Here is a 24917-nt window from a genome sequence, read left to right on the forward strand (position 1 = left end):
CGGAATGCGTGACCGCCTTTCTTTAAATCGATTGGTGGCTTAAGACTCTGCCCCGAAGGTCAAACGTCTGCGCCGGCATCGCTGGCTGCGGTCCGAGGAGAGGAAGTCATGCAATCCATCGTCAGAGCCCTGCACAACGCTGTCGCCGAAACCACCGCAACCGATATTCGCGCAGCCTTTGCTGCCGATCCGGACCGTTTCTCCCGCTACAGCATCGGTCTTGGCGATCTTCTCCTCGATTTCTCCAAGACTGCCGTCAATCCGAAGATCATGACGCTGCTGGCCGAGGCTGCCGAAAAGGCCGGCGTCGCCGCCAAGCGCGAGGCGATGTTCGCCGGCGAAAAGATCAATCTCACGGAAAAGCGTGCCGTCCTGCACACCGCGCTGCGCAATCGCGCCAACACCCCGGTCATCGTTGACGGTGCGGATGTCATGCCCGACGTCAATGCGGTTCTTGCGGCCATGGGCGCGTTTTCGGACGGCATCCGTTCCGGCAAGATCGCCGGTGCGACCGGCAAGAAATTCACCGACATCGTCAATATCGGCATCGGCGGTTCCGATCTTGGTCCCGCCATGACGACGCTGGCATTGGCGCCCTATCATGACGGCCCGCGCGCCCATTACGTTTCGAACGTGGATCCCGCCCATATCGCCGATACGCTGAAGCTGCTCGACCCGGAAACAACGCTCTTCATCATCGCCTCCAAGACCTTTACCACGATCGAGACGATGACCAATGCGAAGTCGGCCCGCGCCTTCATCGCCGACAAGCTCGGCGAGGCGGCCGTCGGCCATCACTTCGCCGCCGTCTCCACCGCGCTCGACAAGGTCGCGGCCTTCGGCATCGACAGTGCCCGCGTCTTCGGCTTCTGGGACTGGGTTGGCGGACGCTATTCCATCTGGTCGGCCATCGGCCTGCCGCTGATGATCTCCGTTGGCCCGGAGAATTTCGGCGCCTTCCTCGATGGCGCTTATGCCGTGGACACGCATTTCCGCTCTGCCCCGTTCGAGAAAAACCTGCCGATGGTTCTCGGCATGGTCGGCTGGTATCAGCGCAACGTGTTGGGCTATACCTCCCGCGCCGTCATCCCCTATGACCAGCGCCTGTCACGCTTCGCCGCCTATCTGCAGCAGCTCGACATGGAATCGAACGGCAAGGGCGTCGTCATCGACGGGTCGCCGGTCGATGGTTCCTCTGGCCCCGTTGTCTGGGGCGAGCCCGGCACCAACGGCCAGCACGCCTTCTTCCAGCTCCTGCACCAGGGCACGGATATCATTCCGGTCGAATTCATGATTGCCGCCAACGGCTTCGAGCCGGAGCTGCGCTATCAGCACGAACTCCTGATGTCGAACTGCCTCGCGCAGTCTCAGGCGCTTCTCAAGGGCCGCACAAAGACGGAAGCGAAAGCGCAGCTTCTCGCCCAGAAATGGGCCGAGGACGAAGCCGAGAAGGTCGCCCCCCACCGCATCTTCACTGGCAACCGCCCGTCCGTCACGATGGTCTATGACAAATTGACCCCCTTCGCGCTCGGCCGTCTCATCGCGCTCTACGAACACCGCGTCTTCGTCGAGGGCGTCATGTTCGGCATCAATTCGTTCGATCAGTGGGGCGTCGAGCTCGGCAAGGAACTGGCGACAGGCCTGCTGCCGGTCGTGCAGGGGACGAAGGGGACCGAAGGGCTGGATTCGTCCACGGCTGGGCTGGTTGCGGCGCTGAAGGGTCGAGCGGAGTAAGGCTCGCTCCCACGTCAATCTCCCCCCTTGAAGCGGGGGAGATTGACTGGAGCCTCACTCCATCATCAGAATATGGTTCCGCACGACCGGATAGATCTCGTTGTTCCAGTGCCGTCCGTTGAAGACGCCATAGTGGCCGACATTGGCCTGCAGATGATGCCGCTTCAGATGCGGGCGTAGCGAATTGCACAGATCATGCGCCGCCGCTGTCTGGCCGAGTGCGCAGATATCGTCGCGACCGCCCTCGACGGTCAGCAGCGCCGTCTTGCGGATCGCGCCCGGATTGACCGGCCGGCCCATATAGGTGAAGTCGCCGGTGGCGAGCTCCGCCTTCTGGAAGATGCGGTCGATGGTCTCGATGTAGAACTCTTCCGTGAGATCCAGCACCGAGAAATACTCGTCGTAGAAGGTCTTGATCTTCTCGGCTTCCTTCACCTCGCCCTTGGCGAGGTGGTCATAGAGCTTGGCATGCGCCTTCTTGTGGCGCTCCATGTTCATCGACATGAAGGCAATCAGCTGCAGGAAGCCCGGATAGACGCGGCGTCCGCCGCCCGAATAGCGGAACGGGACGGTGGAGATCATCGAATTCTCGAACCATTCCAGCGACTTCTTCACGGCCAGTTCGTTGACTTCGGTCGGGCTTTCGCGCGGATCGATCGGTCCGGCCATCAGCGTCATCGTCTTCGGCGTCGCCGGATGGTTTTCTTCCGACATGACCGAGACGGCGCAAAGCGCCTGCACGCAGGGCTGGCAGACGGCGAGAATATGCGCGCCCGGACCAATCTCCTCCAGAAAGCGGATGAGGTAGGTGATATAGTCCTCGACGCCGAAATGGCCCTCGGTCAGCGGCACGTCGCGCGCATTGGCCCAGTCTGTGATGTAGACGTCATGGTCCTGCAGCAGCGTCTTCACCGTGCCGGCGAGCAGCGTCGAGAAATGGCCGGAGAGAGGGGCAACGACCAGCACACGCGGCTGCAGCACATCGATGTCCTTGACGAAATGTAGAAGCTTGCCAAAGGGCAGCTCCAGCGCCACCTCCTCGCGCACGGGCGCGACCTGATTGCCGGTCGAGACTTCGGTGATGCCGAAGTCGGGGCGCGTATGGGTCAGCTCGAAACGCGACACCATTTCGAGCGCTGCCAGGAACTGCTGGTTAGCCTCGCGCGTCAGCGGCCCGAAGCCCCAATTGCCCATGCGCATCCAGAATTTCGCCGCCTTGCGGAAGGGACCGATCAAATCGTCCTGAAACTGGTAGGCCTGATAAAGCATAAGCGGGCAATCTCCTTCTTGTGCAATGCAAAAAGCTAGTGCATTTTTGAGCCTGTTGCCAGAAGATATTGCTATGTGTCTCGTGGGGTGGAAATCATGCTCTCAGCCGAATTGACCATTTCGTCCAAGAACTACTCTTCGTGGTCGCTGCGCGGCTGGCTGCTCTGCAAGATGGCGGGTCTGGAATTTAACGAGGTCATGGCGCCCCCAGATGAAAAGAACCGCAAGGAATTGCTTCTCCTCTCTCCCTCGGTTCTCGTGCCGCGCCTGACCCATGGCGTTGTCACGGTCTGGGATACGCTGGCGATTGCCGAGTACATGCACGAGTGGAACCCGCAGGCGGGGCTCTTGCCTTACGATCAGGCTGCGCGCGCCATCTGCCGCGCGGTCTCCGGGGAAATGCATTCCGGCTTCCAGAACATGCGCTCGGCGCTCCCGATGAACATCCGCACGCGCTACCAGAGCTTCAAGATTTTCTCCGGCGCACGCCCCGATGTCGAGCGCGTCAAGGAAATCTGGACAGAGTGCCTCGACACCTATGGCGGCCCCTGGCTCTTTGGCCAGACGCCCACCATCGCGGACGCCATGTTCGCCCCCGTCTGCTCCCGCTTCGTCACCTACGCCGTTGAACTCGATCCGAAGCTCAAGGCCTATTGCGACCACATCTTCGCATGGCCGCTGATGCAGGAATGGATCGCCGGCGCCGAAGCCGAACCGGCAGAGATGGTCGAACTCGAGGTCGAGTTCTGATATAAGGGGACATCCGGAATTTCATCCTGGGAGATGAAGAGATGAAGCCTTCAGAAGCCTTGGAATCCAACCGTGCCGCGATCAGGCGGGTGGTCGAAGCACATCGCGCTTGCAATGCGCGCGTGTTCGGATCCGTTTTGCGGGGTCGGGATACGGATGGCAGCGATCTCGACATTCTCGTGGACCCGACGCCGGAAACCACACTTATGGATGTCGCCGCCATCCAGGTTGAACTGCAGGACCTTCTAGGCGTAACGGTCGATGTACTCACACCTCGCGCTCTGCCGGAAGCGTTCCGGAGCCGGGTTCTGGAAGAAGCCGAGCCGGTATGACCAAAGCGCTGCGCGTTTTGGAATATCTGGATCATATTCTGAACGCCATTCAGCGGATCAACCGCTACACGAATAAACTCGATGAGACTTCATTCCTGAAAAGCGAACTGGTGCAGGACGCGGTGATCCGCAATATCGAGATCATCGGCGAAGCCTCGAACAACATCCTGCGCAACGCTCCGGAATTTGCAGCGCAACACAGTGATATCCGTTGGCTGGTTCTCTACACCATGCGAAATCGTGTGGCACATGGCTATGACAAGGTAGACCTGCAAATCGTCTGGAAGACGATCAAGGATGACTTGCCAGATCTTCATGAGCAGGTCTCGCGCGCAAAAGTAAATCTTCTGCGCTCTGAGTAACCGCGCCTAAAGCCCGACTTCCTTCGCCCATGGCGGGTTTGCGCCTGCACGCGAAACCGTCACCGCAGCCACCTTCGCCGCGAGCGCCAGCGCGTCATGCACATCGCCTTGGCCGAGCGCGGCAACATCCGCCTTGGTCAGCAGGCCCTTCATCTTCAACGAGGCGAGAACGCCGGCGTCGAACGTGTCGCCCGCACCGACCGTGTCGACGACAGTGACCTTTTCGCTTGGCACGGTGACCTTGAAATTCTGCGTATAGCCATCCGCGCCATCGGCACCGCGCGTGATGATCACCAGTTTGGCGCCGTGGTTCAGCCAATGGGCGGCGAGGCTCGCATGGTCATGGCCCATGCCGAACCATTCCAGATCCTCGTCGGAGAATTTTACGATGTCGGATAGCGCCGCCATGCGCTTGATCCGCGCCATATGCGCAGGCTTGTCCTTGATGAAGCCGGGGCGGATGTTGGGGTCGAGAGAGATAACGCGCCTGTTCGCTTCGCGCGTCAGCAGCGCCTCGTAGGCGTCGCCGCACGGATCGGGGATGAGGCTGATCGCGCCGAAATGCATCGCCTCGCAATCGTCGCCGAGCGTCGGCAGATCGGCGCGCGTGATCATGCGGCCGGCCGTGTTCTCGTCATAGAAGGCATAGGTCGCTGACCCGTTGACCAGCTTGACGAAGGCGACCGTGGTCGGACGAGACGAGATCGCGGCGGGCGAATAGTCGACGCCGGAGGCAGTCAGCGTCTCGCGCAGCACATCGCCCAGCACGTCGTCCGAAAGACCGGTAAAGAAGGCCGTCGGCACACCGAGACGGCCGAGCGCAATGGCCGTGTTGAAGATCGCGCCGCCTGCGTAAGGGGCATAGGCATTCTCACCGAGCGTCGTCGTGCGCGGCAGCATGTCGATCAGCGCTTCGCCACAGCAAAGGATCATGTATCTCTCCCGATATGTTCTTTAATCGATTTAATGCAGGGTCGGTCGGAAGCCAAGACCTGCAACATTAAATCCGGATGAAATCAGGCGGTTGGCAGTTCCGAAACGCCGCCATGCGCCGCCGACCACTTGACCGGCGCGTTGAGGAATTCCTCGACCGAGGCCAGTTTCTCGTCATCGAACAGCTTCTGCTCGCGCGCGATCTTCAGCACGTTCCGCCAGGTGGCGATGTGGTGCATCTGGATCTTGCCGTTGACGAAGCGGGCTTCGGCTTCCGGGAAAATGCCATAGAAGAACAGCGCCATGCCGTGATCGACCACCCCACCGGCAGCGCGCACGGCATTGATGAAGGTGAAGATCGAGGTCCCGGCCGAGGTCAGGTCTTCGATGACCAGCACGCGCGCACCTTCCGGCATCACGCCCTCGATCTGAGCGCCGCGGCCATGACCTTTCGGCTGCTTGCGCACATAGATCATCGGCAGCGCCAACCGGTCGGCCAGAAGTGCGGCAAAGGGAATGCCCGCCGTCTCGCCCCCGGCGATGCAGTCAAACTGCTCGAAGCCAACTTCGGAAAGCAGGGTGGCAGCGGCAAAATCCATGATGGCCGAACGGATGCGCGGATAGGAGAGCAGCTTGCGGCAATCGATATAGACCGGGCTGTGCAGGCCGGACGCCAGCTTGTAGGGCTGTTCGGGGCGGAAATGCACGGCCTTGCACTCCCACAGCATTTTCGCCATGAGATCGGCCATAACGGTCTTGTCGGGGAAGGTGTTCTGGAACATCGTGCGCTCTCCTGCCTGAACTTTGACGCGCATAGCAGGCAAGCCGGGCGATTTCCAGTCCGATGCCACCGTTTTCGCCCTTTCGAACCGGCTTTGGTCGTGATCTTATTCGGCCCAAATCAGGAGGCCGCCATGCTCAATCTCATCACCGACATCGCCGGAATTTCCATCGGCCACGCGACCGATCTCGAACTTGGCTCAGGCGTGACGGCGATCGTCTTCGACAAGCCGGCCACCGCCTCGGGCACGGTCCTCGGCGGCGCACCGGGGGGACGAGACACCGCGCTGCTCGATCCGTCGATGATGGTCGAGCAGGTGGATGCCTTCGTGCTCTCCGGCGGCTCGGCCTTCGGGCTCGATGCAGCGGGCGGCGTGCAGGCCGGGCTTCGCGCCGACGGGCGCGGCTTCGAGGTGGGCAATGTCCGTGTGCCCATCGTTCCGCAGGCGATCCTCATGGACCTGCTCAACGGCGGCAACAAGGACTGGGGCCTGCAATCGCCCTATCGCGACATGGGTTATGATGCCTACAAGGCAGCCAGATCGGGCAGTTTCGATCTCGGCACGGTCGGCGCGGGTACGGGCGCGACGACGGGTACCTTGAAAGGCGGCCTCGGGTCGGCGTCTGCCACGACGAAGAGCGGGCTGACGATCGGCGCGATCGTCGCTGTCAACGCGCTGGGCTCGGCGGTTGTGGGCGAGGGGCCGCATTTCTGGGCGGCACCCTTCGAGAGTGAGCAGGAATTCGGCGGCCTCGGCCTGCCGGCGAGCTTCTCCGAAAGCGATTATGCCATGCGCATCAAGGGGCTGAACCTTACCTCCACGACCATCGGCCTGGTGGCGACCAATGCCCAACTCACCAAGGCGCAGACCCATCGTCTCTCCATCATGGCGCATGACGGGCTCGCCCGCGCCATTCTGCCGGCCCATTTGCCTGCCGATGGCGATACGGTCTTCTCGGCGGCAACCGGCGAAAAGCAGATGGCGAGCGCCGGCGATTATTTCGAGCTTTGCCATCTGGCGACCCTCGTCATGGCCCGTGCCGTCGCGCGCGGCGTCCACGCGGCAACCGCGCTTCCGCAGGCTGGAACCCAGCCGGCTTGGCGGGATCGCTTCGGGTGATGCGGGCATTCACCCCAATGTGATTTTGCGTTGAAAGGCGGCTGATGGCATAAGGTGTCTGGGCGACAGAACGTGCCCCGAGAGCCTTTTGATGAACCGGTTTGCCCTGCTGATCGCTGCCTTGCTTGTTTCGCTCGCCCCTGCGCGGGCGGAAGAGCCCGCTGCACCCAGGGGTGTGGTCGAGCTCTTCACTTCGCAAGGCTGCAGTTCCTGCCCGCCGGCGGATGCGGTTCTGGGGCAACTGGTTCGCCGCGGCGATCTGCTGGCGCTCTCCTATCACGTCGATTACTGGAATTATCTCGGCTGGGCAGACACGCTCGCCTCCAAGCAGAATACCGGCCGCCAGTATGGTTATGCCGCCACCATGACACGGTCGAATGTCTACACGCCGCAGGCCGTGCTCAACGGTCGGACCGACGTCAACGGCGCGGACCAGAATGCCATCGAAAACGGGCTGAAGAAGCTGGAAGGGCTCGGTCAGGGCCTTTCCATTCCTGTTCGGGCTTCCGTCAACGGCAAGGAAATGGATATTTCGGTCGGCGCGGGCAAAGGGTCCGGCGATGTCGTGATTGCCTATTTCAAGCGCAGCCAGACCGTGCCGATCACGCGCGGCGAAAATAGCGGCAAGACGATCACCTACATCAACAGCGTCACCGACGTCGAAACGGTCGGCATGTGGAAGGGCGAGGCGCTGCAGCTGAAGCTGCCCATGTCGGTGATGGATGTCCGCGAATATGACGGTTGCGCCGTCTTGCTCCAACAGACCGGCCCCAATGGCGAGCCGGGCCCGATCCTTGGTGCCGCCGGCGTCATGGCCTGGACGCAATAAGGGCCCATCCTTCGCGCTTGCATTTTGATGCAAGTCAGGCAAACTGACATGGAAATGTCATGATGCGGAGCGCGCCCTTGGACGATCAACCCGATTTGCAGCGGGACCGAGCAAGGCCAACGAATTCGGCCGACGTGATTGACCTTCGTGAATATAAATTCGCGAAGGACCCGCTTCCCGTTACCTTTCATCGCCGTGAACTTGACATGATCCTCTGGATCTACGGCCGTATGGTCGGCGAGGGCGAGTGGAAGGATTACGCGCTGGATCACATGCGCGACGTGGCGGTCTTCTCCGTCTTCAAGCGCTCGGGCGAACTGCCGCTCTATCAGATTATCAAGGATCCCCGGCTTGCCAACAAGCAGGGCGCCTTCAGTGTGGTAAACACCGCCGGCAAGGTGCTGAAGCGCGGTCAGGACCTGAAGCAGGTGCTGAAGGTCTTCGACAAGGTTTTGAAGCTGGTCGAGACCTAAGCGCCTCCCTACTTCAACGTCCCCGGATACGCTGCCACATCCGGAGGTGTCTCGGCGCCTTCCCCAAGCGCAATCTGCATGAACACGGTGTCGAGCCATTGGCCCAGCTTGAAGCCGGTCGCATTCAGCGTGCCGCACATTTCGAAACCAGCGGCGCGGTGAACGCCGATCGAAGCCGGGCTTGAGCCGCCGATCACGGCGACCATCTGGCGGAAGCCGAGCGCCGTGCAGCGGGTCACGAGTTCGTCGACCAATGCCCTGCCGATACCCTGCCCGCGGGCGGCTGGAGCCAGATAGATCGAGTCTTCGACCAGCCAGTTATAGGCAGGGCGGGTGCGGAAGGCGGAGGCATAGGCATAGCCTAGAATGGCCCCATCTTCGCCGACCGCAACGACGTAAGGATAGCCCCGCCCGGTGATCGTCTCGAAGCGCGTCGTCATTTCGGCCTGATCCGGTGGATCGAGCTCATAGGTCGCCGTGCCGTTGAGGACGGACTCGCGATAAATCTCTGTAATGGCGGGAAGATCGCGCGCCTCGGCGTCACGGATTTGGAAGGGCATTCAAGGCAACTCCAGCGAAAAGTGAGAACCGGTTTCGCGTCCGGTGTGGCGCGGAAAAGGAAACACACGGCAACAAAAAAAAAGGCGGTCCGGAGACCGCCTTTCGTTATAGCTCAAGTCCGCTCGCGATCAATTGCGGTTGTTGCCGAGGAAGCGCAGCAGGAACAGGAACAGGTTGATGAAGTCGAGATAGAGCGTCAGCGCGCCCATCACAGCCTTGCGGCCATACGTCACTTCATCGTCCGCATCGAAATACATTTCCTTGATCTTCTGCGTATCCCAGGCGGTCAGGCCGGCAAAGACCAGAACGCCGATGATCGAGATCGCGAATTCAAGGCCCGACGACTTCAGGAAGATGTTGACGATCGAGGCGAGGATGATGCCGAAGAGGCCCATCACCAGGAACGAGCCCATGCCCGACAGGTCACGCTTCGTCGTGTAGCCGTAGAGCGAAAGCGCGCCGAAGGAAGCCGCGGTCACGAAGAAGGTCTGCGTGATGCTGGCTGCCGTGTAGACGAGCAGGATCGACGACAGCGAGACGCCGAGAAGGGCGGCATAGGCCCAGAACGTGCCCTGTGCAGCCGAAACACTCATCTTGTGAATGCGGAAGCTCAGGAAGAAGACGAGCGCCAGCGGAGCCAGCATGACGACCCACTGCAGGGGCGATGTGTAGAGCGCCACGCCAAGCTGCGTCAGCATTACACCGCCGCGCATCGTCGCAGCGGCCTGCGACGGATCGTTCGTCGTGGTCAGGAGCGTGGTCACGTAGGCGGCGACGCCCGTGATGCCGACGCCGAACATCATGAGATTGTAGACCTTCAGCATGTAGCTGCGAAGGCCCTGATCAACCATCACGCCGGACTGTGTGCCGGTCTGGAAGTTGCGAAGTTCAGCCATTGTTTCCTCTCAAAGGGGGCGTAGTGCCCGATTTGCATGTCGGAAAGAGCATTTTGAGGCGCAATCCCGCCATGTTGATTTAGAGCGCGGTGCATCCGAAGGATGCGCAAAGGACGCCCTAATTCTCCAATCTGCGCATCGTATGTATGAAAATCTCAAACGATCCTCACACCGATGCGCTGAATATGAGGTGCAAGCTCAAGTTCCGCAAGACTTAAGAATCTAAAATTCCTGTTACTTTTGTAGACTTAGCAATATTTACTATAATTCTCTCAAGATTGGTGCGGCCTTCTGTCCCAGGACGCGCCAGGTCCCGATGAGCCCCACGCCGACGGTGACGACAAGCGAGAGAACGGCGGTCAGCACGGCCGTCATCGGGTCGAAACGCCACGGCAGCGTCATGATCAGATGCACGACGCCATAGGAGGCTGCGGCACCGACGATCAAAGCAAAGAGCGCCGTCGCAAGGCCGAGAAGCGCATATTCGAGCCCGAAGGCGGCGATCAGCGTCCGCCGCGTCGCCCCCAGCGTCTTGAGAACAACCGCGTCATGGATTCTGGCGCGGTTTCCGGCAGCCAGTGCGCCGGCGAGAACCAGTACGGAGGAGATCAGCGCGACGCTCGCCGCGACGCGAATGGCCAGCGCGATCTGCCCGGTCAGCTTCGTGACGGTGTCGATGGCATCCTTGATGTTGATCGTCGTCACGCCCGGATAGGCGTTCGTCACGGCATGAACGACCGAGTTTTCCGCCTTCCGGTCGGCCTCGGATCCGGTCAAGGTCGCCAGCCAGGCATGCGGCGCGCCCTTGACGGTCGAGGGCGTGAAGACCATCACGAAATTGATCCCCATCGAGCGCCAGTCGACCTTGCGCATGTTGGCGATCTTGGCCGTGATCTGACGACCGAGCACATTGACGGTGACGGTATCTCCGACCTTGAGGCCCAGTTCCTTGCCTTCCTCCTCGGAGAAGGAGACGAGCGGCTCGCCGGTATAATCCTTTGGCCACCAGGCGCCTTGGGTCACAGTCGCGTTTTCCGGCACACTATCGGAATAGGTGATGCCGCGATCGCCGTTCAGCACCCAGCGCACGCTTTCCGCCGCCTTGATCTGCGAAACATCGGTGCCGTTGAGCGCCGTCAACCGCCCGCGCAGCATCGGCGCCTCGACCAGTTTGGCATTGGGAGCGCTCTTCTTCACCACATCCTCGAAGCCGGCGAGATCGCGGCTCTGGATGTCGATGAAGAAGTAATCCGGCGCGCGCACCGCCATGCTGCCCTGCAGTTCGCGGCGCATGTTGCCATCGATCAGCGCCAGCGTGACCAGCAGCATCAGGCCAAGACCGAGCGAGAGAACGACAGGACCGGTCAGTGCGCCGGGACGATGGATATTGCCCAGCGCCAACCGCACCACCGGCGAACGGAAAGACGGACTGCGGCGGGCAAGTGCTGCAATGCCGACGCCGACCAGCCGGAGGACGACAAAGGCGACGATGATCGCGCCAAGGAAATAGAGCGCGATGCGCCGGTCCTGCGCGGTGAAGACGGCGAGACCCGCAATCGCAAGGAAGACGACGCCCGCCGCAATCGCAAACGGCCGCGCCGGCCAGCGCGTCGGCTCGAAACCCTGTTCGCGGAAAAGCGCGGTCGCCGGCACCTCGCGGGCGCGGCCGAGTGGCAAAATGGCAAAGCCCGCTGCCGTCAGCAGGCCGAAGAGGGCGGCGATCAGCAGCGCGCCCGGAAACAGCGTCGGCGTCGGATCGACGGGGAGATATTCGGCAAGGAAGCGATTAGCGATCATCGGCGCAACCGCCCCCAGAACCAGACCGGCGAGAATGCCCACCGCCGCGATCATCAGTATCTGCAGCATATAGATCAGCGTCACCGTCGATGCCGGCGCGCCAAGGCACTTGAACGTGGCAATGACACCGCGCTTGGAATCGAGATAGGCGCGCACGGCATTGGCCACGCCCGAGCCGCCGACAATGAGCGCGGTGAGACCGACCAGCGTCAGGAATTCGGTGAACCTGCTGATCGTGTCATTGAGCGCGGGTGCGGCATTCTTGCTGGTCGCGATGCGAATGCCGGAATTGGGGAAGGCGGCATCCGTCTTCTTCTTCAGGTCCGCCGGCATCGGTGTGCCGGCCGGCAGTTTCACCCGGAAGACATGTTCGATCAGGCTCCCGGTCTGCACCAGACCCGCGGCAGCAAGCGCGTCGCGGCTGACGATCAGGCGCGGGGCGAAGGCGAAACCTTCCGAAAGCGCGTCTGGCTCCTTGACGAGCGAACCGGTGATCCGAAGCTTTGCATTGCCCGCCAGCAACTCGTCTCCGACCTTCAGCTTCAGCCGATCGAGAAGATCGGGCGCGGCAATCGCGCCGTAAGCGCCATTCGTCTGCGCCAGGGCATCGGCCGGGCTCGTCTGCGGCTCGAACTGCAGCGTGCCGTAAAGCGGATAGGCGCCATCGACCGCCTTCACTTCCGAAAGCGTCTGGTCGCTGCCATCGGCTTTGCGGGCCATGGAGCGGATGGTATCAGAGCGCGAGACCTCCCCGAAGCTTTTGAAATAGGCCTCTTCTTCAGGCGTTACGTCGCGATTGTTGATCTGGAAGCGGATATCGCCGGCAAGAATGGTCTGTCCCTGCTCGGCCATCGCTCCGGTCACCGAACCCGCCACCGAATTGACGGCGGCAATCGCACCGGTCCCTAGCGCAATACAGGCGAGGAAGATGTAGAAGCCGCTCAAGCCGCCGCGCATTTCGCGCAAGGCCAGCCTCAGAGACAGGCGGAAGCGCGCAACGGCGCTCATGCCTGCACCGTTTCGCGGGGCGCTGCGACAGCACCCTCGATCTTGCCGGAGCGCATGCGCACCTGCTCGGTGCAGCGCGCGGCCAGCGACGGATCGTGCGTGACGAGCAGCATCGTCATGCCGCGTTCGGCCTGTTTCGCGAAGAGCAGATCGGCGATCTGCCGTCCGGTCTCGCCATCGAGATTGCCCGTCGGCTCGTCGGCGATGAGAAGCGCGGGCGAGGGGGCGAGCGCGCGGGCAATCGCCACGCGCTGCTGCTCGCCGCCGGACAACTGGCCCGGATAATGTGCCATGCGGGCGCCAAGGCCCACGGCATCAAGCTCCTTGCGGGCAATGTCGAAGGCCTGTGCCTCGCCGGCCAGCTCCAGCGGCACGGCGACATTTTCCAGCGCCGTCATGTTGGGGATCAGGTGGAAGGACTGGAACACGATGCCGATATTGCGGCCCCGAAACGCTGCCGTCTGGTCCTCGCTCATCTGGTGGAACGGAGCACCATCAATCACCACCTCGCCGCTGTCCACCCGCTCCAGCCCCGCCATCACCATGAGCAGCGTCGACTTGCCGGACCCCGAAGGCCCAACAATGCCGACCGAGCGGCCGCGGGCGATCTCAAGGTCGACGTCCTTCAGCACATGGACCGAAGCGGCCGAGAGCCCGAGTGTCAGGTCGGCCTTTTTCAGGCGGATAATGGTTTCGGTCACGAAAATCTGCCCTATATCAATGCGACGTAGTCTTGCGGAAACGGGTCGGCATGCTGCCGGTCGGAAAGCAATACGCAATTTAGGGTGACAGGGATGCGTTTTAAAGCGTCGATGGGAATATTGCTCGCAGCCTCGCTGCTCTGGGCCTCTGAGGCGGCAGCAAAGACCGTCCAGCTCGTTGCCTTCGGCGACAGCCTGATGGCCGGCTATCAATTGCCGGCGTCGGACGCCTTTCCGGCCAAGCTGGAAGCCGCGTTGAAGGCCAAGGGTTATGATGTCGCCATCGCCAACGCCTCAGTCTCCGGCGACACGACCGGCGACGGCCTTGCCCGTGCCGACTGGTCGATCCCCGACGGAACCGATGGCGTCATCCTGGAGCTCGGCGCAAACGACGCGCTGCGTGGCCTTGCCCCGGAAGACACGAGGAAAAATCTCGATGCCATCCTTGCCCGGCTGAAGGAGCGCAAGATCCCCGTTCTCGTCGCCGGCATTCAAGCCCCGCCGAATCTCGGGCCGGATTATGCCGCCCGCTTCAACCCGATCTTCCCCGATCTTGCCAAGGCTTATGACGCGCCGCTCTACCCCCTGTTCGTCGAGGCTTACGTGCTCAAACCCGAACTGAAACTGGATGACGGCATGCATCCGAATGCCAAGGGTGTGGATGCCGCAGTTGCAGCATTCTTGCCCGCTGCGGAGGCCTTTCTGAAGTCGATTTCGGCTAAGTAAGTCAAATATGTCGCTTGCGTGAAACTATTCGTTCCACAGAGCATTTCCCTTTTGTCTTGCGCATTTCGCAATTGCGTGATTCGCTAGGATTGTTCGAGTAATAGATTCGGGGAGCTCGTCATGCCCAGACTGTTTACCGCCCTCGAAATTCCGCGCAATGCGGCCATGAGCCTCTCATTGTTGCGCGGTGGTCTCCCCGGAGCCAGATGGATAGACGTCGAGAACTATCACATCACCTTACGCTTCATCGGGGATGTCGATAACCGCACTGCAGATGAAATCGTCGATCGCCTCGACCGCATCGACCGCCCCGAATTCTCCCTCCAGCTGTCCGGCATAGGTTCCTTCGGATCGAAGAAGCCGCATTCCGTCTATGCAGGCGTTTCTCCCAACGAGGAGATGACGGCTCTGCAAGGCGAAATCGAGCGGATCTGCCAGCGCATCGGTCTTCCGCCGGACCCGCGCAAGTTCACGCCGCATGTGACATTGGCGAGGCTTCGCTCGTCACGGGTCGATGATGTCGTACACTATCTGTCAGGGCGCGGGAACTTCTACACCGCGCCCTTTATCGTTCCACGCTTCGTGCTGCTTTCGTCGCGCGATTCCGTGGGCGGCGGTCCTTACCTGACCGAGGAAGTGTTCCCGCTGGCCGACATGTCGGACGATTACAGCCTTTCGGCGAAGGACATGCAGCCTTCCGAGATCATGTGGTAGACACGCTCGAAATCCGAGGCGTCGCCATAATAGGGGTCCGGCACATCCCAGGTTTCTCCAAGCGTGAGCGCGGAGAAGAGATGAACACGCTCGTGCGCCTCTTGCGGCGCGACACGGCGGATATTGGTGACGTTCGAGGCATCCATGCCGACGATGAGATCGAAGGTTGAGAAGTCGCGCTTGTTGATCTGGCGCGCCTTCAACGTCGTAAGGTCGATGCCGTAGCGGGCCGCGACCGCGATGGAACGCCGGTCGGGCGCTTCTCCCGTGTGCCAGCCGCCAGTGCCCGCCGAATCCGTCGTGACGCGGGCGCCGAGGCCCTTCTGCTCGACGATGTGGCGGAAGACCCCCTCGGCCAGCGGGGACCGGCAGATATTGCCGAGACACACAAAAAGAACCGAAACATCGTTCATGCCGTTATCCCCGAAATCAGTGAAAGCCAGGAGCCAAAGATGGTAGATCGCGTTAAGCTCAACGAGAGCGAGTTGCAAGAGAAGCTGAAATCCCATGGTGGATGGCATCTGGAGGAGGGCGGCAAGGCCATCTCCAAGACCTTCGGTTTCTCAAGCTTCCGCGAGGCCTTCGCCTTCATGACGGAATGTGCGCTCGTCGCCGAAAAGCTCGATCATCATCCGGACTGGAAGAATTCCTACGCAACCGTAGAGGTATCAATCTCCACCCATTCCGCCGGCGGCCTCACGGAACTGGATTTCCAGCTCGCGCTGGAGATGGACCGCGCGGAGTCGCACTATCGGATTTGAAACCGCGCCCGACGATCATTACATTCTGGATGCCCGCGCTTTGCGGGCGGCAAGAGGCTTCGCATGGACGACATCAAATATGGTGAAATCCTGATGCCGGGCGATCCGGACACGCAGGAAAAGCAGTCGGAAAAGGTCCGTAAGGGCTTCTGGCCGGTGTTCAAGCGCGCCGTGCGCGTCCTGCCCTTCGGCGAAGACGTGGTGGCGGCCTATTATTGCGTCCTCGATCCCGAGACGCCGACGCGCGTTCGCGGCATTCTGCTGGCCGCGCTCGCCTATTTTGTCTCGCCGATCGATCTCGTGCCGGATTTCATTGCCGTCATCGGCTTCTCCGATGACCTTGCGGTCCTGACCATGGCGATCAGTTCGGTCCGGGCACATATGAAGCCCGAACATTACGACAAGGCACGCGACGCGCTGGAAGACAGCAAGAAAAGCTAGAACATGTCGCGCAAAAAGGGTGCAGCGCTTTTGCGACAGCGGCCTGACCTGAGCCGTGGCGCAATTCGCGCTTCGCGAATTGACGTTTGCTGCCACTGGCGAAAGACTTCCGTCGCTTCATTCATGTCCGTTTGAGGGATAACCGCAGTTCGACGATGACTGTGGTCAACGCAGATTGGCTGCGGCTCGATCCACGCTCACAAACGGACCATCGTCATGGAATATGCTACTCAATATGCCCTCGGCATTGTCACCCACACGCCCCTCTGGGTCTGGCTCATTCTCGCCGGCCTTGTCTATCTCGGCCTGCAGCGCACCAACACCCGCGAGCTTTCAGCATCCCGCATCGTCATTCCCGCAGCCCTGTTCGGCCTCGTCGCGATCTCGCGCCTCGCCCTCGGGCGCTTCGCCGAACCGGCTCTTCTCGGCACCTCTGCCGGCCTCGTTGTGGCCTTCGGTCTGCTGATGCTCGTCAAGCCCGGCCGCCGCGCCCGCCGCACGGATGCCGGTACTGTGGTGATCGAGGGCGAATGGTTCTCGCTCGGCCTGATCCTGGCAATCTTCAGCGTCAACTACGGCATCGCCGTCGTCTCCGCGATCAACCCCGATCTCGCGAGTAGCGACAACCTGCGCTTCCTCTATGGCTTCGTGAATGCCACCTCCGCCGGCTTCATGATCGGCCGCGCCTATGCCTATCTCAATGCGAAGGCGGCTTGAGCGATGAAGCTCACCATCCGTCTTCTCGCCCTCGCGTTCGCCGTCCTGGCTGCGATCCCGCTTGCTGCGCTGGCGCTTGTTTGCAGCCAGTCTCCCTCCGCTGACGCCAGCGACAACGGCAAGACGCTCACCTTCTCCTCCGTCCTGCCCCCGGAGACGGTCGAGCTTCCGTTGATCGCCTATATGTCGGACGACGGGGCGAGGCTCGGCTATCGCTACATCCCGGCCAAATCGAAGACTGCCCCGCTCGTCATTCTCGTCCACGGCTCGGGCTGGCATGGCGGCAGCTATCAGTGGCTCGCCCGGCAGATTGCCGGAAACGGCGATATTGCGGTGGCCATTCCCGATCTGCGCGGCCACGGGCCGTCGCCCGAACGGCGCGGCGATGTCGACTATATCGGTCAATTGGAAGACGATGTCGCGGCGCTGGCCAGGCAGCTCCTGAAGCCCGGCCAGAAGCTGATCCTCGCCGGCCATTCCAGCGGAGGCGGCTTCGTCATCCGCTTTGCCGGCGGCAAGTACGGCAATATGCTGAGCGGTGCCGTCCTTCTGTCGCCCTATCTCCGCTACGACGCGCCCACCATGCGCGATAATGCCGGGGGCTGGTCTGAAGCTCTGGTTCGCCGCGCCATCGGCCTTTCCATTCTCAACGGCCTCGGTATTCATGCGCTGGATGGGCTGCCCATCGTCAGTTTCCATTTCCCGCGCGCCGTTCTGGAAAGCCCTCAAGGCAAAACTGCGACGACTGTCTATTCCTGGCGGCTGAACCTCTCCTATGCGCCACGCCGCGACTATCTCGGCGACGTCGCAAAGCTCCCGCCCTTTCTGCTGGTGGCCGGAAAGCAGGATGAAGCCTTCCGCGCCGACCAGTTCCAGCCCGTTCTGTCCATGGCGAATCCGAAGGGCGAATATCATATTCTCGACGGCGTCGACCATCTGGGCCTGGTCAACACGCAGGCCACGGCAGACCTTGTCCGAGGCTATGTCCTCCGGCAGATCGTGCGGTAAAGGCGGAAGGCCGGTGAGGGCCATTTTCTCGCAAAACAGACAGGGGCTGAGAGACCGCCCCAATGTCGCCCGATTTCAAAGGCCATTCATCAGCGCAAGGGAAGCGCTTCGCGCCATTCCGGCAGGATCAGACGTGTGGAATAGCCGCTCTCGACCGTTTTGCCGCAAAGCAGTCCCTTGTTGACGGTTTGGTAACCCGAATTAAGCTAAATTAATTCAAATCGTCATAAACGGCCGGCTTTGTTCGGCTTTTTCGCATGGACGGAAACAATCGGTAGGAAGTTATGTTCTCAGGCAAAACAGCACTCGCTCTTTCCATCATCCTGGCATCCGCATCGGCCGTCACGCTTTTTGCGACCTCGGTAGAGGCAAAGTCCAAGGAGACTGAAAAGCACGCCAAGGCCAAGACCACCGAAAAGAAGGAAGCCGCAGCTCCGTCCGGTCCGACCCGGATCCAGCAGTTCAACGCCTGGGGCGCCTATTCCTATACATCCGGCGGCAACAAGGTCTGCTACGTGCTCTCCGTTCCGGCTGAAAAGTCGCCGGCCAAGCTCGACCATGGCGACAATTTCTTCCTGGTGACGCAGCGCCCGGGCCAGAACATTTCCTATGAGCCTCAGGTCATGGTCGGCTATGCGCTGAAGGCCGGCTCCAAGGTCAAGGTCACGGTCGATACCAAGTCCTACACGATGTTCATCAAGGACAAGTCCGCCTGGCTTGAAAACGCCGCTGAAGAACCGGCGCTGGTCGCTGCGCTCAAGTCCGGCCACAGCCTCAAGGTCGATGCCGTCTCCGCGCGCGGCACGCCGACCTCCTACACCTATTCGCTTTCCGGCATTTCGGCAGCGCTGAAGCAGATCGAAACCTGCAAGTAAGCCTCGTCTTCGGATCCATGCTTTCAAAGCCGGCCTTCGCGCCGGCTTTGTCGTTTTCAGCGCCCCTGCCGTTTTAGCCTGGAGGGGCTGACGTGGCGGCAAAATGATGATAGAGAGCCGCACAAATGACGCGCAGGCCTCCTCGTCGTGCCGCGCCCAAGGAAAAGTCTCTTATGGTCAGTCTCGATCTTGCCGCGCCGGCAGCCCCGGCGAAGCCCGTTTTTGAATTGTCCGAAAAGCCCTCGCTGATCGGCCTGTCGCGCGAAGAGCTCGCCGCCGCCCTTATCGAAAAGGGCGTGGCCGAGCGTCAGGTCAAGATGCGTGTCAGCCAGATCTGGCACTGGCTCTACATTCGCGGCATTTCCGATTTCGACGATATGACGAATGTCGCGAAGGATCTGCGCGCGTTGCTGAAGCAGCATTTCACCATCCAGCGCCCGGAAATCGCTGAAGAGCAGATTTCCAACGACGGCACCCGCAAGTGGCTGCTGCGCTTCCCGGCGCGCGGCGCGGGCCGCCCGGTCGAGGTGGAAACGGTCTATATTCCGGAAGAAGGCCGCGGCACGCTCTGCATCTCCTCGCAGGTCGGCTGCACGCTCACCTGCTCCTTCTGCCACACCGGCACGCAGCGCCTCGTGCGCAACCTGACGGCGGAAGAAATTCTCTCCCAGCTTCTGCTCGCCCGCGATCGCCTCGGCGATTTCCCGGACCGCGAAACGCCGCAGGGTGGCATCCTGCCGTCGTCCGATCGCAAGATCACCAATATCGTCATGATGGGCATGGGCGAGCCGCTCTACAATTTCGATGAGGTGAAAAAGGCGCTGCTGATCGCCACCGATGGCGATGGCCTGTCGCTGTCGCGCCGCCGTGTCACGCTGTCCACCTCCGGTGTCGTGCCGGAAATCTACCGCACGGGCGAGGAAATCGGCGTCATGCTGGCGATTTCGCTGCATGCCACCAACGATACGCTGCGCGACGAACTCGTGCCGATCAACAAGAAATACCCGCTGAAGGAACTGATGGCGGCCTGCCGCGCCTATCCTGGCCTGTCGAATGCCCGCCGCATCACCTTCGAATATGTGATGCTGAAGGGCGTCAACGACAGTCTGGAAGACGCCCGCGACCTGGTGAAGCTTCTGAAAGGCGTCCCCGCCAAGATCAACCTTATCCCGTTCAATCCCTGGCCGGGCACAAAATACGACTGTTCCGACTGGGAAACGATCGAGGCCTTTGCCGATTTCGTCAACGCCGCCGGCTATGCCTCCCCCATCCGCACGCCGCGCGGCCGCGACATCCTCGCCGCCTGCGGCCAGCTGAAGTCGGAATCGGAGCGCATGCGCAAGACGGAACGGCTTGCCCTGCAGGCCATGATGATCGCCAATCACGGCGAGGATGATTGAGGTTCGTCCTCTCCCCTTGCGGCAGAGGAAGGCCACTTTCTCTCCCGTCATCCCGGACTTGATCCGGGATCCAGCCAGCCCGCGTCCGCGGGCTGAGAGGACTCTTCAATCAAAAGAACGGTCACAATGATTCTTTCGCGCGATGGACATCGCGCACTGGATCCCGGATCAAGTCCGGGATGACGGAGGAATTAGTGACGCTCGCGACCAACCCCGCCTAGCGGTTAGGGGCTTACGAAACCTTCCACGCAATATAAACGCTCGCAGCGGCAATCACCCATAGCGCCACACGGCCCCAGCGTGAATGTTTCGCCTCGGACTTGCCGATCTCTTCCGCCGTGCTCTTGTCGAACCGCAAGCCGTTCTCGGTCATGTGCATGACCTCGGCGTGGAACTTCTCCGTCTTGGCGGCAATCTCCGGCAGCGCCTCGGCCAGGCGGATCGCGGCGCCAACCGCTTCCTTGACGTCGCCAACGATGCGCTTCGGCCCGAGATTGTCGCGGATCCAGCCGCCGACAACCTCTTCCGAAGCCTTCCACATGTTGAAGCGCGGGTTCAGCGTGCGGGCGACGCCTTCGACCACGACCATGGTCTTCTGCAGCATCAGCAGTTCCGGCCGCGTTTCCATGTCGAAAAGTTCGGTGACTTCGAAGAGCAGCGTCAGCAGCTTGGCCATCGAAATCGTCTCGGCCGATTGGCCGTGGATTGGCTCGCCGATGGCGCGGATCGCCTGGGCAAAGCTCGCATGGTCGTGATGCGAGGGTACATAGCCCGCCTCGAAATGCACGTCGGCGACGCGCATGTAATCGCGGGTGATGAAGCCATAAAGGATTTCGGCGAGGAAACGACGTTCCTTCCGCCCCAGACGGCCCGTGATGCCGAAATCGACGGCGACGATGGTCCCGTCGGCTTCGACGAAGAGATTGCCCTGGTGCATGTCGGCATGGAAGAAGCCGTCGCGCAGCGTGTGGCGCAGGAACGACTGGATCAGCGTGTCGGCCAGCTTTTCGAGATCGTGGCCGGCGGCGCGCAGGCCCGCGACGTCGGACATCTTGACACCGTCGATCCATTCCATGGTGACGACATCGCGCCCCGTGCGCTCCCAGTCGACCGCAGGCACGCGAAATCCCGGATCACCCTTGGTATTCTCCGCAATCTCGGACAGGGCTGCCGCTTCGAGCCGCAGATCCATCTCGATCCGCGTCGTCTGTTCGAGCGTCCGGGTGACCTCGACGGGGCGCAACCGCTTCGATTTCGGCAGAAACCGCTCCTGCATCTCGGCCACGAGATACATCGCCTCCAGATCGGCCGCGAAGCGCTGGCGAACGCCGGGGCGGATAACCTTGACCGCGACCTTGCGCTCGACACCGTCGACGACGATTTCGGCCGGATGGACTTGCGCCACGGATGCGGCGGCCACCGGATTATAGAGATGCGCGAAGAGATCGTCCGCCGTGCGGCCGAGCGAGCCCTCGATCTGCGCGACCGACTGCTCCATCGGGAAGGTCGCCATGCGGTCCTGCAGGAGCGCGAGATCGGCGGCAAATTCCTGCCCGATCACGTCCGGACGGGTGGCCAGAAACTGCCCCATTTTCACATAGGACGGGCCCAGCCGCTCGACGGCGCGGGCGAGATTGTCGGAACGGGCGCTGCCGCGGGCGCGGTTACGCGCAAAAAGCTCCAGAAACGCCTTCGCCGTGCGAACCGGCGCGGGCAGGCCTTCCGACGGAAACGCGCCGACGACGCCTTCGCGAACCAGAACCCAGCCGACCCGGGCCAGCCGGCCATAAGCTGTCAAACCGGCCATGCGATCAGAGCTTCCAGCCGGAATGAAGAGCGGCAATGCCGCCCGTGTAATTGGTGAAATTCACTCGGCTGAAACCGGCCTGAGAGATCATCGTGGCGAAGTCGCGCTGGTTGGGGAACTTGCGGATCGATTCCACCAGATAACGGTAAGGCTCGGCGTCGCCGGTGATCATCTTGCCGAATTGCGGGATCGCCTTGAACGACCACTGATCGTAGAACGTATCAAGCAACGGCATCTCGACTTCGGAAAATTCCAGCACGAGCAGGCGCCCGCCACGCTTCAGCACGCGATAGGCTTCTTTCAGCGCCACATCGATATGCGGCACGTTGCGGATGCCGAAGGCGATCGTGTAGGCGTCGAAGGAATTGGCCTCAAACGGCAGGCTTTCTGCATTGGCCTCGACGAAATCGAGATTGGACGTCAGCCCCTTCTTCTCGGCGCGTTCTGCACCGACACCCAGCATCGAGCCGTTGATGTCGAGAACGGTGACATGCGCTTGGCGGCCCGAGGCTTCCACAATGCGAAACGCGATGTCGCCTGTGCCGCCGGCCACGTCCAGCGAGCGATAGGTCGGATCGCGGCGCGGATTGAGAGCTGCCACCATGGCTTCCTTCCAGGCGCGGTGCAGGCCTGCCGACATGACGTCGTTCATGATGTCATAGCGCTTGGCCACCTTGTGGAACACGTCGTTGACGAGGCCCTGCTTTTCGCCGTCTGCGACCTCACGAAAACCATAGGACGTTTCCATGCCACCATTGGCAGAGGTGCGGCTCTCGTTCATGGGTTCGGGCTCCGGTTTTTGGTTCAAGGCGAAAGCTCTGGCGCAACGGCCTCTTGGGCGCTATTCGCTGGCACACCTATATATGGACATGCGGGTTTTGCACCGCAACGTGATGCGGCGTCTATAGACCAGATTGCCGCGCCAAGAAACAGAATTGAACGAAAGAGGTTACCGTGCCCGAACTGCCCGAAGTGGAAACCGTGCGGCGCGGCCTTGCGCCGACGATGGAAGGCGCGCGGCTCACGCGGCTGGAGCTGCGCCGGCCTGACCTGCGCTTTCCCTTCACGCCGGGTATGGCGGATGCACTCGCCGGCCGGCAGATCGAAAGCCTGAGCCGCAGGGCAAAATACCTGCTGATCCATTTCGAGGGCGGGCTCACCGCAATTGCCCATCTCGGCATGTCCGGATCGTTCCGGATCGAAGCGGGCGGAGAACCTGCCACGCCCGGAGACTTCCATTACGCCCGCTCGAAGGACGAGAAGCACGATCACGTCGTCTTCCGCCTCATGCGCGCCGGCGAAGCGTCCCGCGTGATCTATAACGATCCGCGCCGCTTCGGCTTCCTTCTGCTGGAAGAGACGGCCCGGCTGTCCGATAATCCATTTCTCGCAAGCCTCGGCCCCGAGCCCACCGGCAACAGCCTGAGTGCCGAGGTTCTGGCCGCAGCCTTCGCGGAGAAGAAGGCGCCGCTCAAGGCAGCGCTGCTCGACCAGACGATCATCGCCGGCCTCGGCAATATCTATGTCTGCGAGGCGCTTCACCGCTCGGGTCTCTCGCCGAAACGGGCGGCGGGAACGCTGGTTGATAAGAAGGGCAGGGCAAAGCCGCAGCTTGGGCTTCTCGCCGAATGTGTCCGCGATGTCATTGCCGAAGCCATCGTCGCCGGCGGCTCGTCGCTGCGCGACCACATCCAGACGGATGGCTCGCTGGGCTATTTCCAGCACAAGTTCCGTGTCTATGACCGCGAAGGCGAGGCTTGCCCCAATCCCGGCTGCGGGCGGCCGGTCGAGCGCATCGTGCAGTCGGGCCGCTCGACATTCTTCTGCGCCGCTTGCCAGAAATAGGCGCAGCTTCGCATTTTGCGCGTTGACGGATGGCCGCTTTCCCGTTATATGCCCGCCAACCGTTTGGAAAGCCGCCGTTCTGGTGCTTTCCGTCAAACGCTTCCACTTGAGTTCTGACGAATGGTCTGGCGACCGAGCGCGGCAGGGTGGCAGCATATCGAGTTCGTAAGAGAGGCACATATGGCCAATACAGCTTCGGCGAAGAAGGCGACCCGCAAGATTGCTCGCCGTACCGACGTCAACAAGGCTCGTCGTTCGCGCGTCCGTTCCTTCCTCCGCAAGGTTGAAGAAGCAATCGCTTCCGGCGATGCAAAGCTCGCTCAGGAAGCGCTCCGCGCTGCACAGCCTGAGCTGATGCGCGCTGCCGGTCGCGGCGTGGTTCATGCCAACACGGCATCGCGCAAGGTCTCGCGTCTGGCGAGCCGCGTGAAGGCACTTTCTGCCTGATCATCTGATCGAATTTCGTGTTTTAAAAAGCCTGGTCGTTTGACCGGGCTTTTTGTCGTTTCTGCTGCCTCGTCATCATTCCGCCATCTCCCTGTCATGGTGCTTGTATCTTCATGACGGGACGCTGACAGGAAAAGTTTTTATTTTTCAAGCATTTGGGGAAGGTGGTCGTGGCGCTTGCAACCTCACTTTACGGGAGGTTGGGCGGCTTCTGAGTCAAGGAAAAAAATAATTTTTTTGCATTTTGAGGCCCGCCAGACCCCTTCAAAACGAATCTCCTTGATTCAAAAGCGATTCTTTTTTCAGGGCTTTGCGGGGACAGAAAATCGGTCTTGGAGTCAATGGTCGCGGGTTAAAATTGCGTAAAAAACGCGATTGATCTTTGGAAACGATCCTGCGTAAATGCGTCCAACAGAGGGCGGACAACGCCGGACAAAATGATCGCTGCGTATGGGGACTTCCTGCTTACGAAACGGTTGAGTGCTCTGTAGCGGACCCTTTTGGGTTCCGCGTTTTCACGGTTGGTCGCGCATGGAAACCTGGCCCATGGTTTCGGGCCTGCTCTCTACGTGTGTCCAGCGCAGACTGGCGCATGAGGGGGCGCCGGTGACGTGAAGGAAGACGAGGCGG

The 24917-nt window shown here is 61.3% G+C and carries 27 protein-coding genes; 17 read left to right on the forward strand and 10 right to left on the reverse strand.

Translation table 11 applies throughout. The annotated features are described in order from the left end of the window. Positions 1-108 precede the first annotated feature (108 nt). Entirely contained in the window at positions 109-1734 is a 1626-nt protein-coding gene (pgi, locus tag LQK83_RS18405; protein WP_230838864.1) for a glucose-6-phosphate isomerase, read from the forward strand. A gap of 54 nt (positions 1735-1788) precedes the next feature. Here pgi and LQK83_RS18410 read toward each other — a convergent pair whose 3' ends face one another. Continuing rightward, on the reverse strand, positions 1789-3003 hold the full coding sequence (locus LQK83_RS18410) for a polyhydroxyalkanoate depolymerase (RefSeq protein ID WP_230838865.1): 1215 nt from the start codon (positions 3001-3003) through the stop codon (positions 1789-1791). 96 nt (positions 3004-3099) lie between these two features. Here LQK83_RS18410 and LQK83_RS18415 point away from each other — a divergent pair, with 96 nt between their 5' ends. From LQK83_RS18415 to LQK83_RS18425, 3 genes are read left to right on the forward strand one after another with little or no spacing between them, the layout of a single operon-like run. Beyond that, positions 3100-3753: a glutathione S-transferase gene (locus tag LQK83_RS18415; RefSeq protein WP_230838866.1), complete on the forward strand. Its 654-nt coding sequence runs from the start codon at positions 3100-3102 to the stop codon at positions 3751-3753. A gap of 41 nt (positions 3754-3794) precedes the next feature. Then, positions 3795-4085 carry a nucleotidyltransferase family protein gene (locus tag LQK83_RS18420; RefSeq protein ID WP_230838867.1) on the forward strand — a complete coding sequence of 97 codons (291 nt, stop codon included), beginning with the start codon at positions 3795-3797 and terminating at the stop codon, positions 4083-4085. Then, positions 4082-4447, forward strand: coding sequence for a HepT-like ribonuclease domain-containing protein (locus LQK83_RS18425; protein ID WP_230838868.1), 366 nt, complete (start codon positions 4082-4084; stop codon positions 4445-4447). Before LQK83_RS18420 ends, LQK83_RS18425 begins: the two co-directional genes overlap by 4 nt. A 6-nt stretch (positions 4448-4453) precedes the next feature. Here the strand turns inward: LQK83_RS18425 and LQK83_RS18430 are convergent, their stop codons facing one another. Both LQK83_RS18430 and LQK83_RS18435 read right to left on the reverse strand, forming a co-directional pair. Further along, positions 4454-5380, reverse strand: a complete 927-nt coding sequence (locus LQK83_RS18430; protein ID WP_230838869.1) for a carbohydrate kinase family protein — start codon at positions 5378-5380, stop codon at positions 4454-4456. A gap of 83 nt (positions 5381-5463) precedes the next feature. Beyond that, on the reverse strand, positions 5464-6162 hold the full coding sequence (locus tag LQK83_RS18435) for an orotate phosphoribosyltransferase (RefSeq protein ID WP_230838870.1): 699 nt from the start codon (positions 6160-6162) through the stop codon (positions 5464-5466). 132 nt (positions 6163-6294) lie between these two features. On the opposite strand from LQK83_RS18435, the gene LQK83_RS18440 reads away from it, so the two are divergent. The 3 genes from LQK83_RS18440 to LQK83_RS18450 all read left to right on the forward strand — a co-directional run bounded on the left by LQK83_RS18440 (position 6295) and on the right by LQK83_RS18450 (position 8583). Then, a complete protein-coding gene (locus tag LQK83_RS18440) occupies positions 6295-7281 on the forward strand; it encodes a P1 family peptidase (protein ID WP_230838871.1) in 987 nt (328 codons plus the stop codon). A gap of 88 nt (positions 7282-7369) precedes the next feature. Next, positions 7370-8110, forward strand: a complete 741-nt coding sequence (locus LQK83_RS18445) for a DUF1223 domain-containing protein (RefSeq protein WP_230838872.1) — start codon at positions 7370-7372, stop codon at positions 8108-8110. Positions 8111-8187: 77 nt separating this feature from the next. Further along, positions 8188-8583, forward strand: coding sequence for a DUF2794 domain-containing protein (locus LQK83_RS18450; protein WP_230838873.1), 396 nt, complete (start codon positions 8188-8190; stop codon positions 8581-8583). 8 nt (positions 8584-8591) lie between these two features. Here LQK83_RS18450 and LQK83_RS18455 read toward each other — a convergent pair whose 3' ends face one another. From LQK83_RS18455 to LQK83_RS18470, 4 genes are all read right to left on the reverse strand, one after another. Next, positions 8592-9143 (reverse strand): GNAT family N-acetyltransferase, encoded by a 552-nt coding sequence (locus LQK83_RS18455; RefSeq protein ID WP_230838874.1) that lies wholly within the window; start codon positions 9141-9143, stop codon positions 8592-8594. Between the two features lie 129 nt (positions 9144-9272). Then, positions 9273-10040 carry a Bax inhibitor-1/YccA family protein gene (locus tag LQK83_RS18460; RefSeq protein WP_109855982.1) on the reverse strand — a complete coding sequence of 256 codons (768 nt, stop codon included), beginning with the start codon at positions 10038-10040 and terminating at the stop codon, positions 9273-9275. Between the two features lie 261 nt (positions 10041-10301). After that, positions 10302-12845: an ABC transporter permease gene (locus tag LQK83_RS18465; RefSeq protein ID WP_230838875.1), complete on the reverse strand. Its 2544-nt coding sequence runs from the start codon at positions 12843-12845 to the stop codon at positions 10302-10304. After that, complete coding sequence (locus tag LQK83_RS18470; RefSeq protein WP_230838876.1) at positions 12842-13546, reverse strand: ABC transporter ATP-binding protein; 705 nt, start codon at positions 13544-13546, stop codon at positions 12842-12844. The genes LQK83_RS18465 and LQK83_RS18470 overlap by 4 nt, the downstream gene beginning before the upstream one ends. 93 nt (positions 13547-13639) lie before the next feature. Here LQK83_RS18470 and LQK83_RS18475 point away from each other — a divergent pair, with 93 nt between their 5' ends. Both LQK83_RS18475 and thpR read left to right on the forward strand, forming a co-directional pair. Then, positions 13640-14272: an arylesterase gene (locus LQK83_RS18475; protein WP_230838877.1), complete on the forward strand. Its 633-nt coding sequence runs from the start codon at positions 13640-13642 to the stop codon at positions 14270-14272. 120 nt (positions 14273-14392) lie between these two features. Continuing rightward, positions 14393-14986: an RNA 2',3'-cyclic phosphodiesterase gene (gene thpR, locus LQK83_RS18480; protein ID WP_230838878.1), complete on the forward strand. Its 594-nt coding sequence runs from the start codon at positions 14393-14395 to the stop codon at positions 14984-14986. Here thpR and LQK83_RS18485 read toward each other — a convergent pair. After that, positions 14938-15399 (reverse strand): low molecular weight protein-tyrosine-phosphatase, encoded by a 462-nt coding sequence (locus tag LQK83_RS18485; RefSeq protein WP_230838879.1) that lies wholly within the window; start codon positions 15397-15399, stop codon positions 14938-14940. The genes thpR and LQK83_RS18485 overlap by 49 nt on opposite strands. A gap of 39 nt (positions 15400-15438) precedes the next feature. Here LQK83_RS18485 and LQK83_RS18490 point away from each other — a divergent pair, with 39 nt between their 5' ends. The 6 genes from LQK83_RS18490 (at position 15439) to rlmN (ending at position 20188) form a co-directional block, all read left to right on the forward strand. Continuing rightward, on the forward strand, positions 15439-15747 hold the full coding sequence (locus tag LQK83_RS18490; RefSeq protein WP_230838880.1) for a 4a-hydroxytetrahydrobiopterin dehydratase: 309 nt from the start codon (positions 15439-15441) through the stop codon (positions 15745-15747). A gap of 63 nt (positions 15748-15810) precedes the next feature. After that, entirely contained in the window at positions 15811-16188 is a 378-nt protein-coding gene (locus tag LQK83_RS18495; protein WP_230838881.1) for a YkvA family protein, read from the forward strand. 216 nt (positions 16189-16404) lie between these two features. Continuing rightward, positions 16405-16905: a DUF6622 family protein gene (locus LQK83_RS18500; RefSeq protein WP_230838882.1), complete on the forward strand. Its 501-nt coding sequence runs from the start codon at positions 16405-16407 to the stop codon at positions 16903-16905. 3 nt (positions 16906-16908) lie between these two features. After that, positions 16909-17913 (forward strand): alpha/beta hydrolase, encoded by a 1005-nt coding sequence (locus tag LQK83_RS18505; protein WP_230838883.1) that lies wholly within the window; start codon positions 16909-16911, stop codon positions 17911-17913. A 284-nt stretch (positions 17914-18197) separates the two neighbouring features. Then, positions 18198-18788: an invasion associated locus B family protein gene (locus LQK83_RS18510; protein WP_230838884.1), complete on the forward strand. Its 591-nt coding sequence runs from the start codon at positions 18198-18200 to the stop codon at positions 18786-18788. Positions 18789-18961: 173 nt separating this feature from the next. Then, positions 18962-20188 (forward strand): 23S rRNA (adenine(2503)-C(2))-methyltransferase RlmN, encoded by a 1227-nt coding sequence (gene rlmN / locus LQK83_RS18515; protein WP_230838885.1) that lies wholly within the window; start codon positions 18962-18964, stop codon positions 20186-20188. 232 nt (positions 20189-20420) lie between these two features. Here rlmN and ubiB read toward each other — a convergent pair whose 3' ends face one another. Both ubiB and ubiE read right to left on the reverse strand, forming a co-directional pair. Beyond that, complete coding sequence (gene ubiB, locus LQK83_RS18520; RefSeq protein WP_230838886.1) at positions 20421-21995, reverse strand: 2-polyprenylphenol 6-hydroxylase; 1575 nt, start codon at positions 21993-21995, stop codon at positions 20421-20423. A gap of 4 nt (positions 21996-21999) precedes the next feature. Further along, complete coding sequence (gene ubiE / locus LQK83_RS18525; RefSeq protein WP_230838887.1) at positions 22000-22776, reverse strand: bifunctional demethylmenaquinone methyltransferase/2-methoxy-6-polyprenyl-1,4-benzoquinol methylase UbiE; 777 nt, start codon at positions 22774-22776, stop codon at positions 22000-22002. A gap of 173 nt (positions 22777-22949) precedes the next feature. On the opposite strand from ubiE, the gene mutM reads away from it, so the two are divergent. Both mutM and rpsT read left to right on the forward strand, forming a co-directional pair. Then, positions 22950-23840 carry a bifunctional DNA-formamidopyrimidine glycosylase/DNA-(apurinic or apyrimidinic site) lyase gene (mutM, locus tag LQK83_RS18530; protein ID WP_230838888.1) on the forward strand — a complete coding sequence of 297 codons (891 nt, stop codon included), beginning with the start codon at positions 22950-22952 and terminating at the stop codon, positions 23838-23840. A 180-nt stretch (positions 23841-24020) separates the two neighbouring features. Then, positions 24021-24287: a 30S ribosomal protein S20 gene (gene rpsT, locus LQK83_RS18535; protein WP_109855996.1), complete on the forward strand. Its 267-nt coding sequence runs from the start codon at positions 24021-24023 to the stop codon at positions 24285-24287. Positions 24288-24917: the final 630 nt, after the last annotated feature.

This window comes from Rhizobium sp. C1, from assembly GCF_021026335.1.
Lineage (GTDB): Bacteria > Pseudomonadota > Alphaproteobacteria > Rhizobiales > Rhizobiaceae > Ensifer_A.

Bases quoted from the DNA above. Each gene is read 5' to 3' on its own strand.
- pgi (WP_230838864.1), top strand. From the start codon at position 109: ATGCAATCCATCGTCAGAGCCCTGCACAACGCTGTCGCCGAAACCACC.
- LQK83_RS18410 (WP_230838865.1), bottom strand. From the start codon at position 3,003: ATGCTTTATCAGGCCTACCAGTTTCAGGACGATTTGATCGGTCCCTTC.
- LQK83_RS18415 (WP_230838866.1), top strand. From the start codon at position 3,100: ATGCTCTCAGCCGAATTGACCATTTCGTCCAAGAACTACTCTTCGTGG.
- LQK83_RS18420 (WP_230838867.1), top strand. From the start codon at position 3,795: ATGAAGCCTTCAGAAGCCTTGGAATCCAACCGTGCCGCGATCAGGCGG.
- LQK83_RS18425 (WP_230838868.1), top strand. From the start codon at position 4,082: ATGACCAAAGCGCTGCGCGTTTTGGAATATCTGGATCATATTCTGAAC.
- LQK83_RS18430 (WP_230838869.1), bottom strand. From the start codon at position 5,380: ATGATCCTTTGCTGTGGCGAAGCGCTGATCGACATGCTGCCGCGCACG.
- LQK83_RS18435 (WP_230838870.1), bottom strand. From the start codon at position 6,162: ATGTTCCAGAACACCTTCCCCGACAAGACCGTTATGGCCGATCTCATG.
- LQK83_RS18440 (WP_230838871.1), top strand. From the start codon at position 6,295: ATGCTCAATCTCATCACCGACATCGCCGGAATTTCCATCGGCCACGCG.
- LQK83_RS18455 (WP_230838874.1), bottom strand. From the start codon at position 9,143: ATGCCCTTCCAAATCCGTGACGCCGAGGCGCGCGATCTTCCCGCCATT.
- LQK83_RS18460 (WP_109855982.1), bottom strand. From the start codon at position 10,040: ATGGCTGAACTTCGCAACTTCCAGACCGGCACACAGTCCGGCGTGATG.
- LQK83_RS18465 (WP_230838875.1), bottom strand. From the start codon at position 12,845: ATGAGCGCCGTTGCGCGCTTCCGCCTGTCTCTGAGGCTGGCCTTGCGC.
- LQK83_RS18475 (WP_230838877.1), top strand. From the start codon at position 13,640: ATGCGTTTTAAAGCGTCGATGGGAATATTGCTCGCAGCCTCGCTGCTC.
- thpR (WP_230838878.1), top strand. From the start codon at position 14,393: ATGCCCAGACTGTTTACCGCCCTCGAAATTCCGCGCAATGCGGCCATG.
- LQK83_RS18485 (WP_230838879.1), bottom strand. From the start codon at position 15,399: ATGAACGATGTTTCGGTTCTTTTTGTGTGTCTCGGCAATATCTGCCGG.
- LQK83_RS18490 (WP_230838880.1), top strand. From the start codon at position 15,439: ATGGTAGATCGCGTTAAGCTCAACGAGAGCGAGTTGCAAGAGAAGCTG.
- LQK83_RS18495 (WP_230838881.1), top strand. From the start codon at position 15,811: ATGGACGACATCAAATATGGTGAAATCCTGATGCCGGGCGATCCGGAC.
- LQK83_RS18500 (WP_230838882.1), top strand. From the start codon at position 16,405: ATGGAATATGCTACTCAATATGCCCTCGGCATTGTCACCCACACGCCC.
- LQK83_RS18505 (WP_230838883.1), top strand. From the start codon at position 16,909: ATGAAGCTCACCATCCGTCTTCTCGCCCTCGCGTTCGCCGTCCTGGCT.
- LQK83_RS18510 (WP_230838884.1), top strand. From the start codon at position 18,198: ATGTTCTCAGGCAAAACAGCACTCGCTCTTTCCATCATCCTGGCATCC.
- rlmN (WP_230838885.1), top strand. From the start codon at position 18,962: ATGGTCAGTCTCGATCTTGCCGCGCCGGCAGCCCCGGCGAAGCCCGTT.
- ubiB (WP_230838886.1), bottom strand. From the start codon at position 21,995: ATGGCCGGTTTGACAGCTTATGGCCGGCTGGCCCGGGTCGGCTGGGTT.
- ubiE (WP_230838887.1), bottom strand. From the start codon at position 22,776: ATGAACGAGAGCCGCACCTCTGCCAATGGTGGCATGGAAACGTCCTAT.
- rpsT (WP_109855996.1), top strand. From the start codon at position 24,021: ATGGCCAATACAGCTTCGGCGAAGAAGGCGACCCGCAAGATTGCTCGC.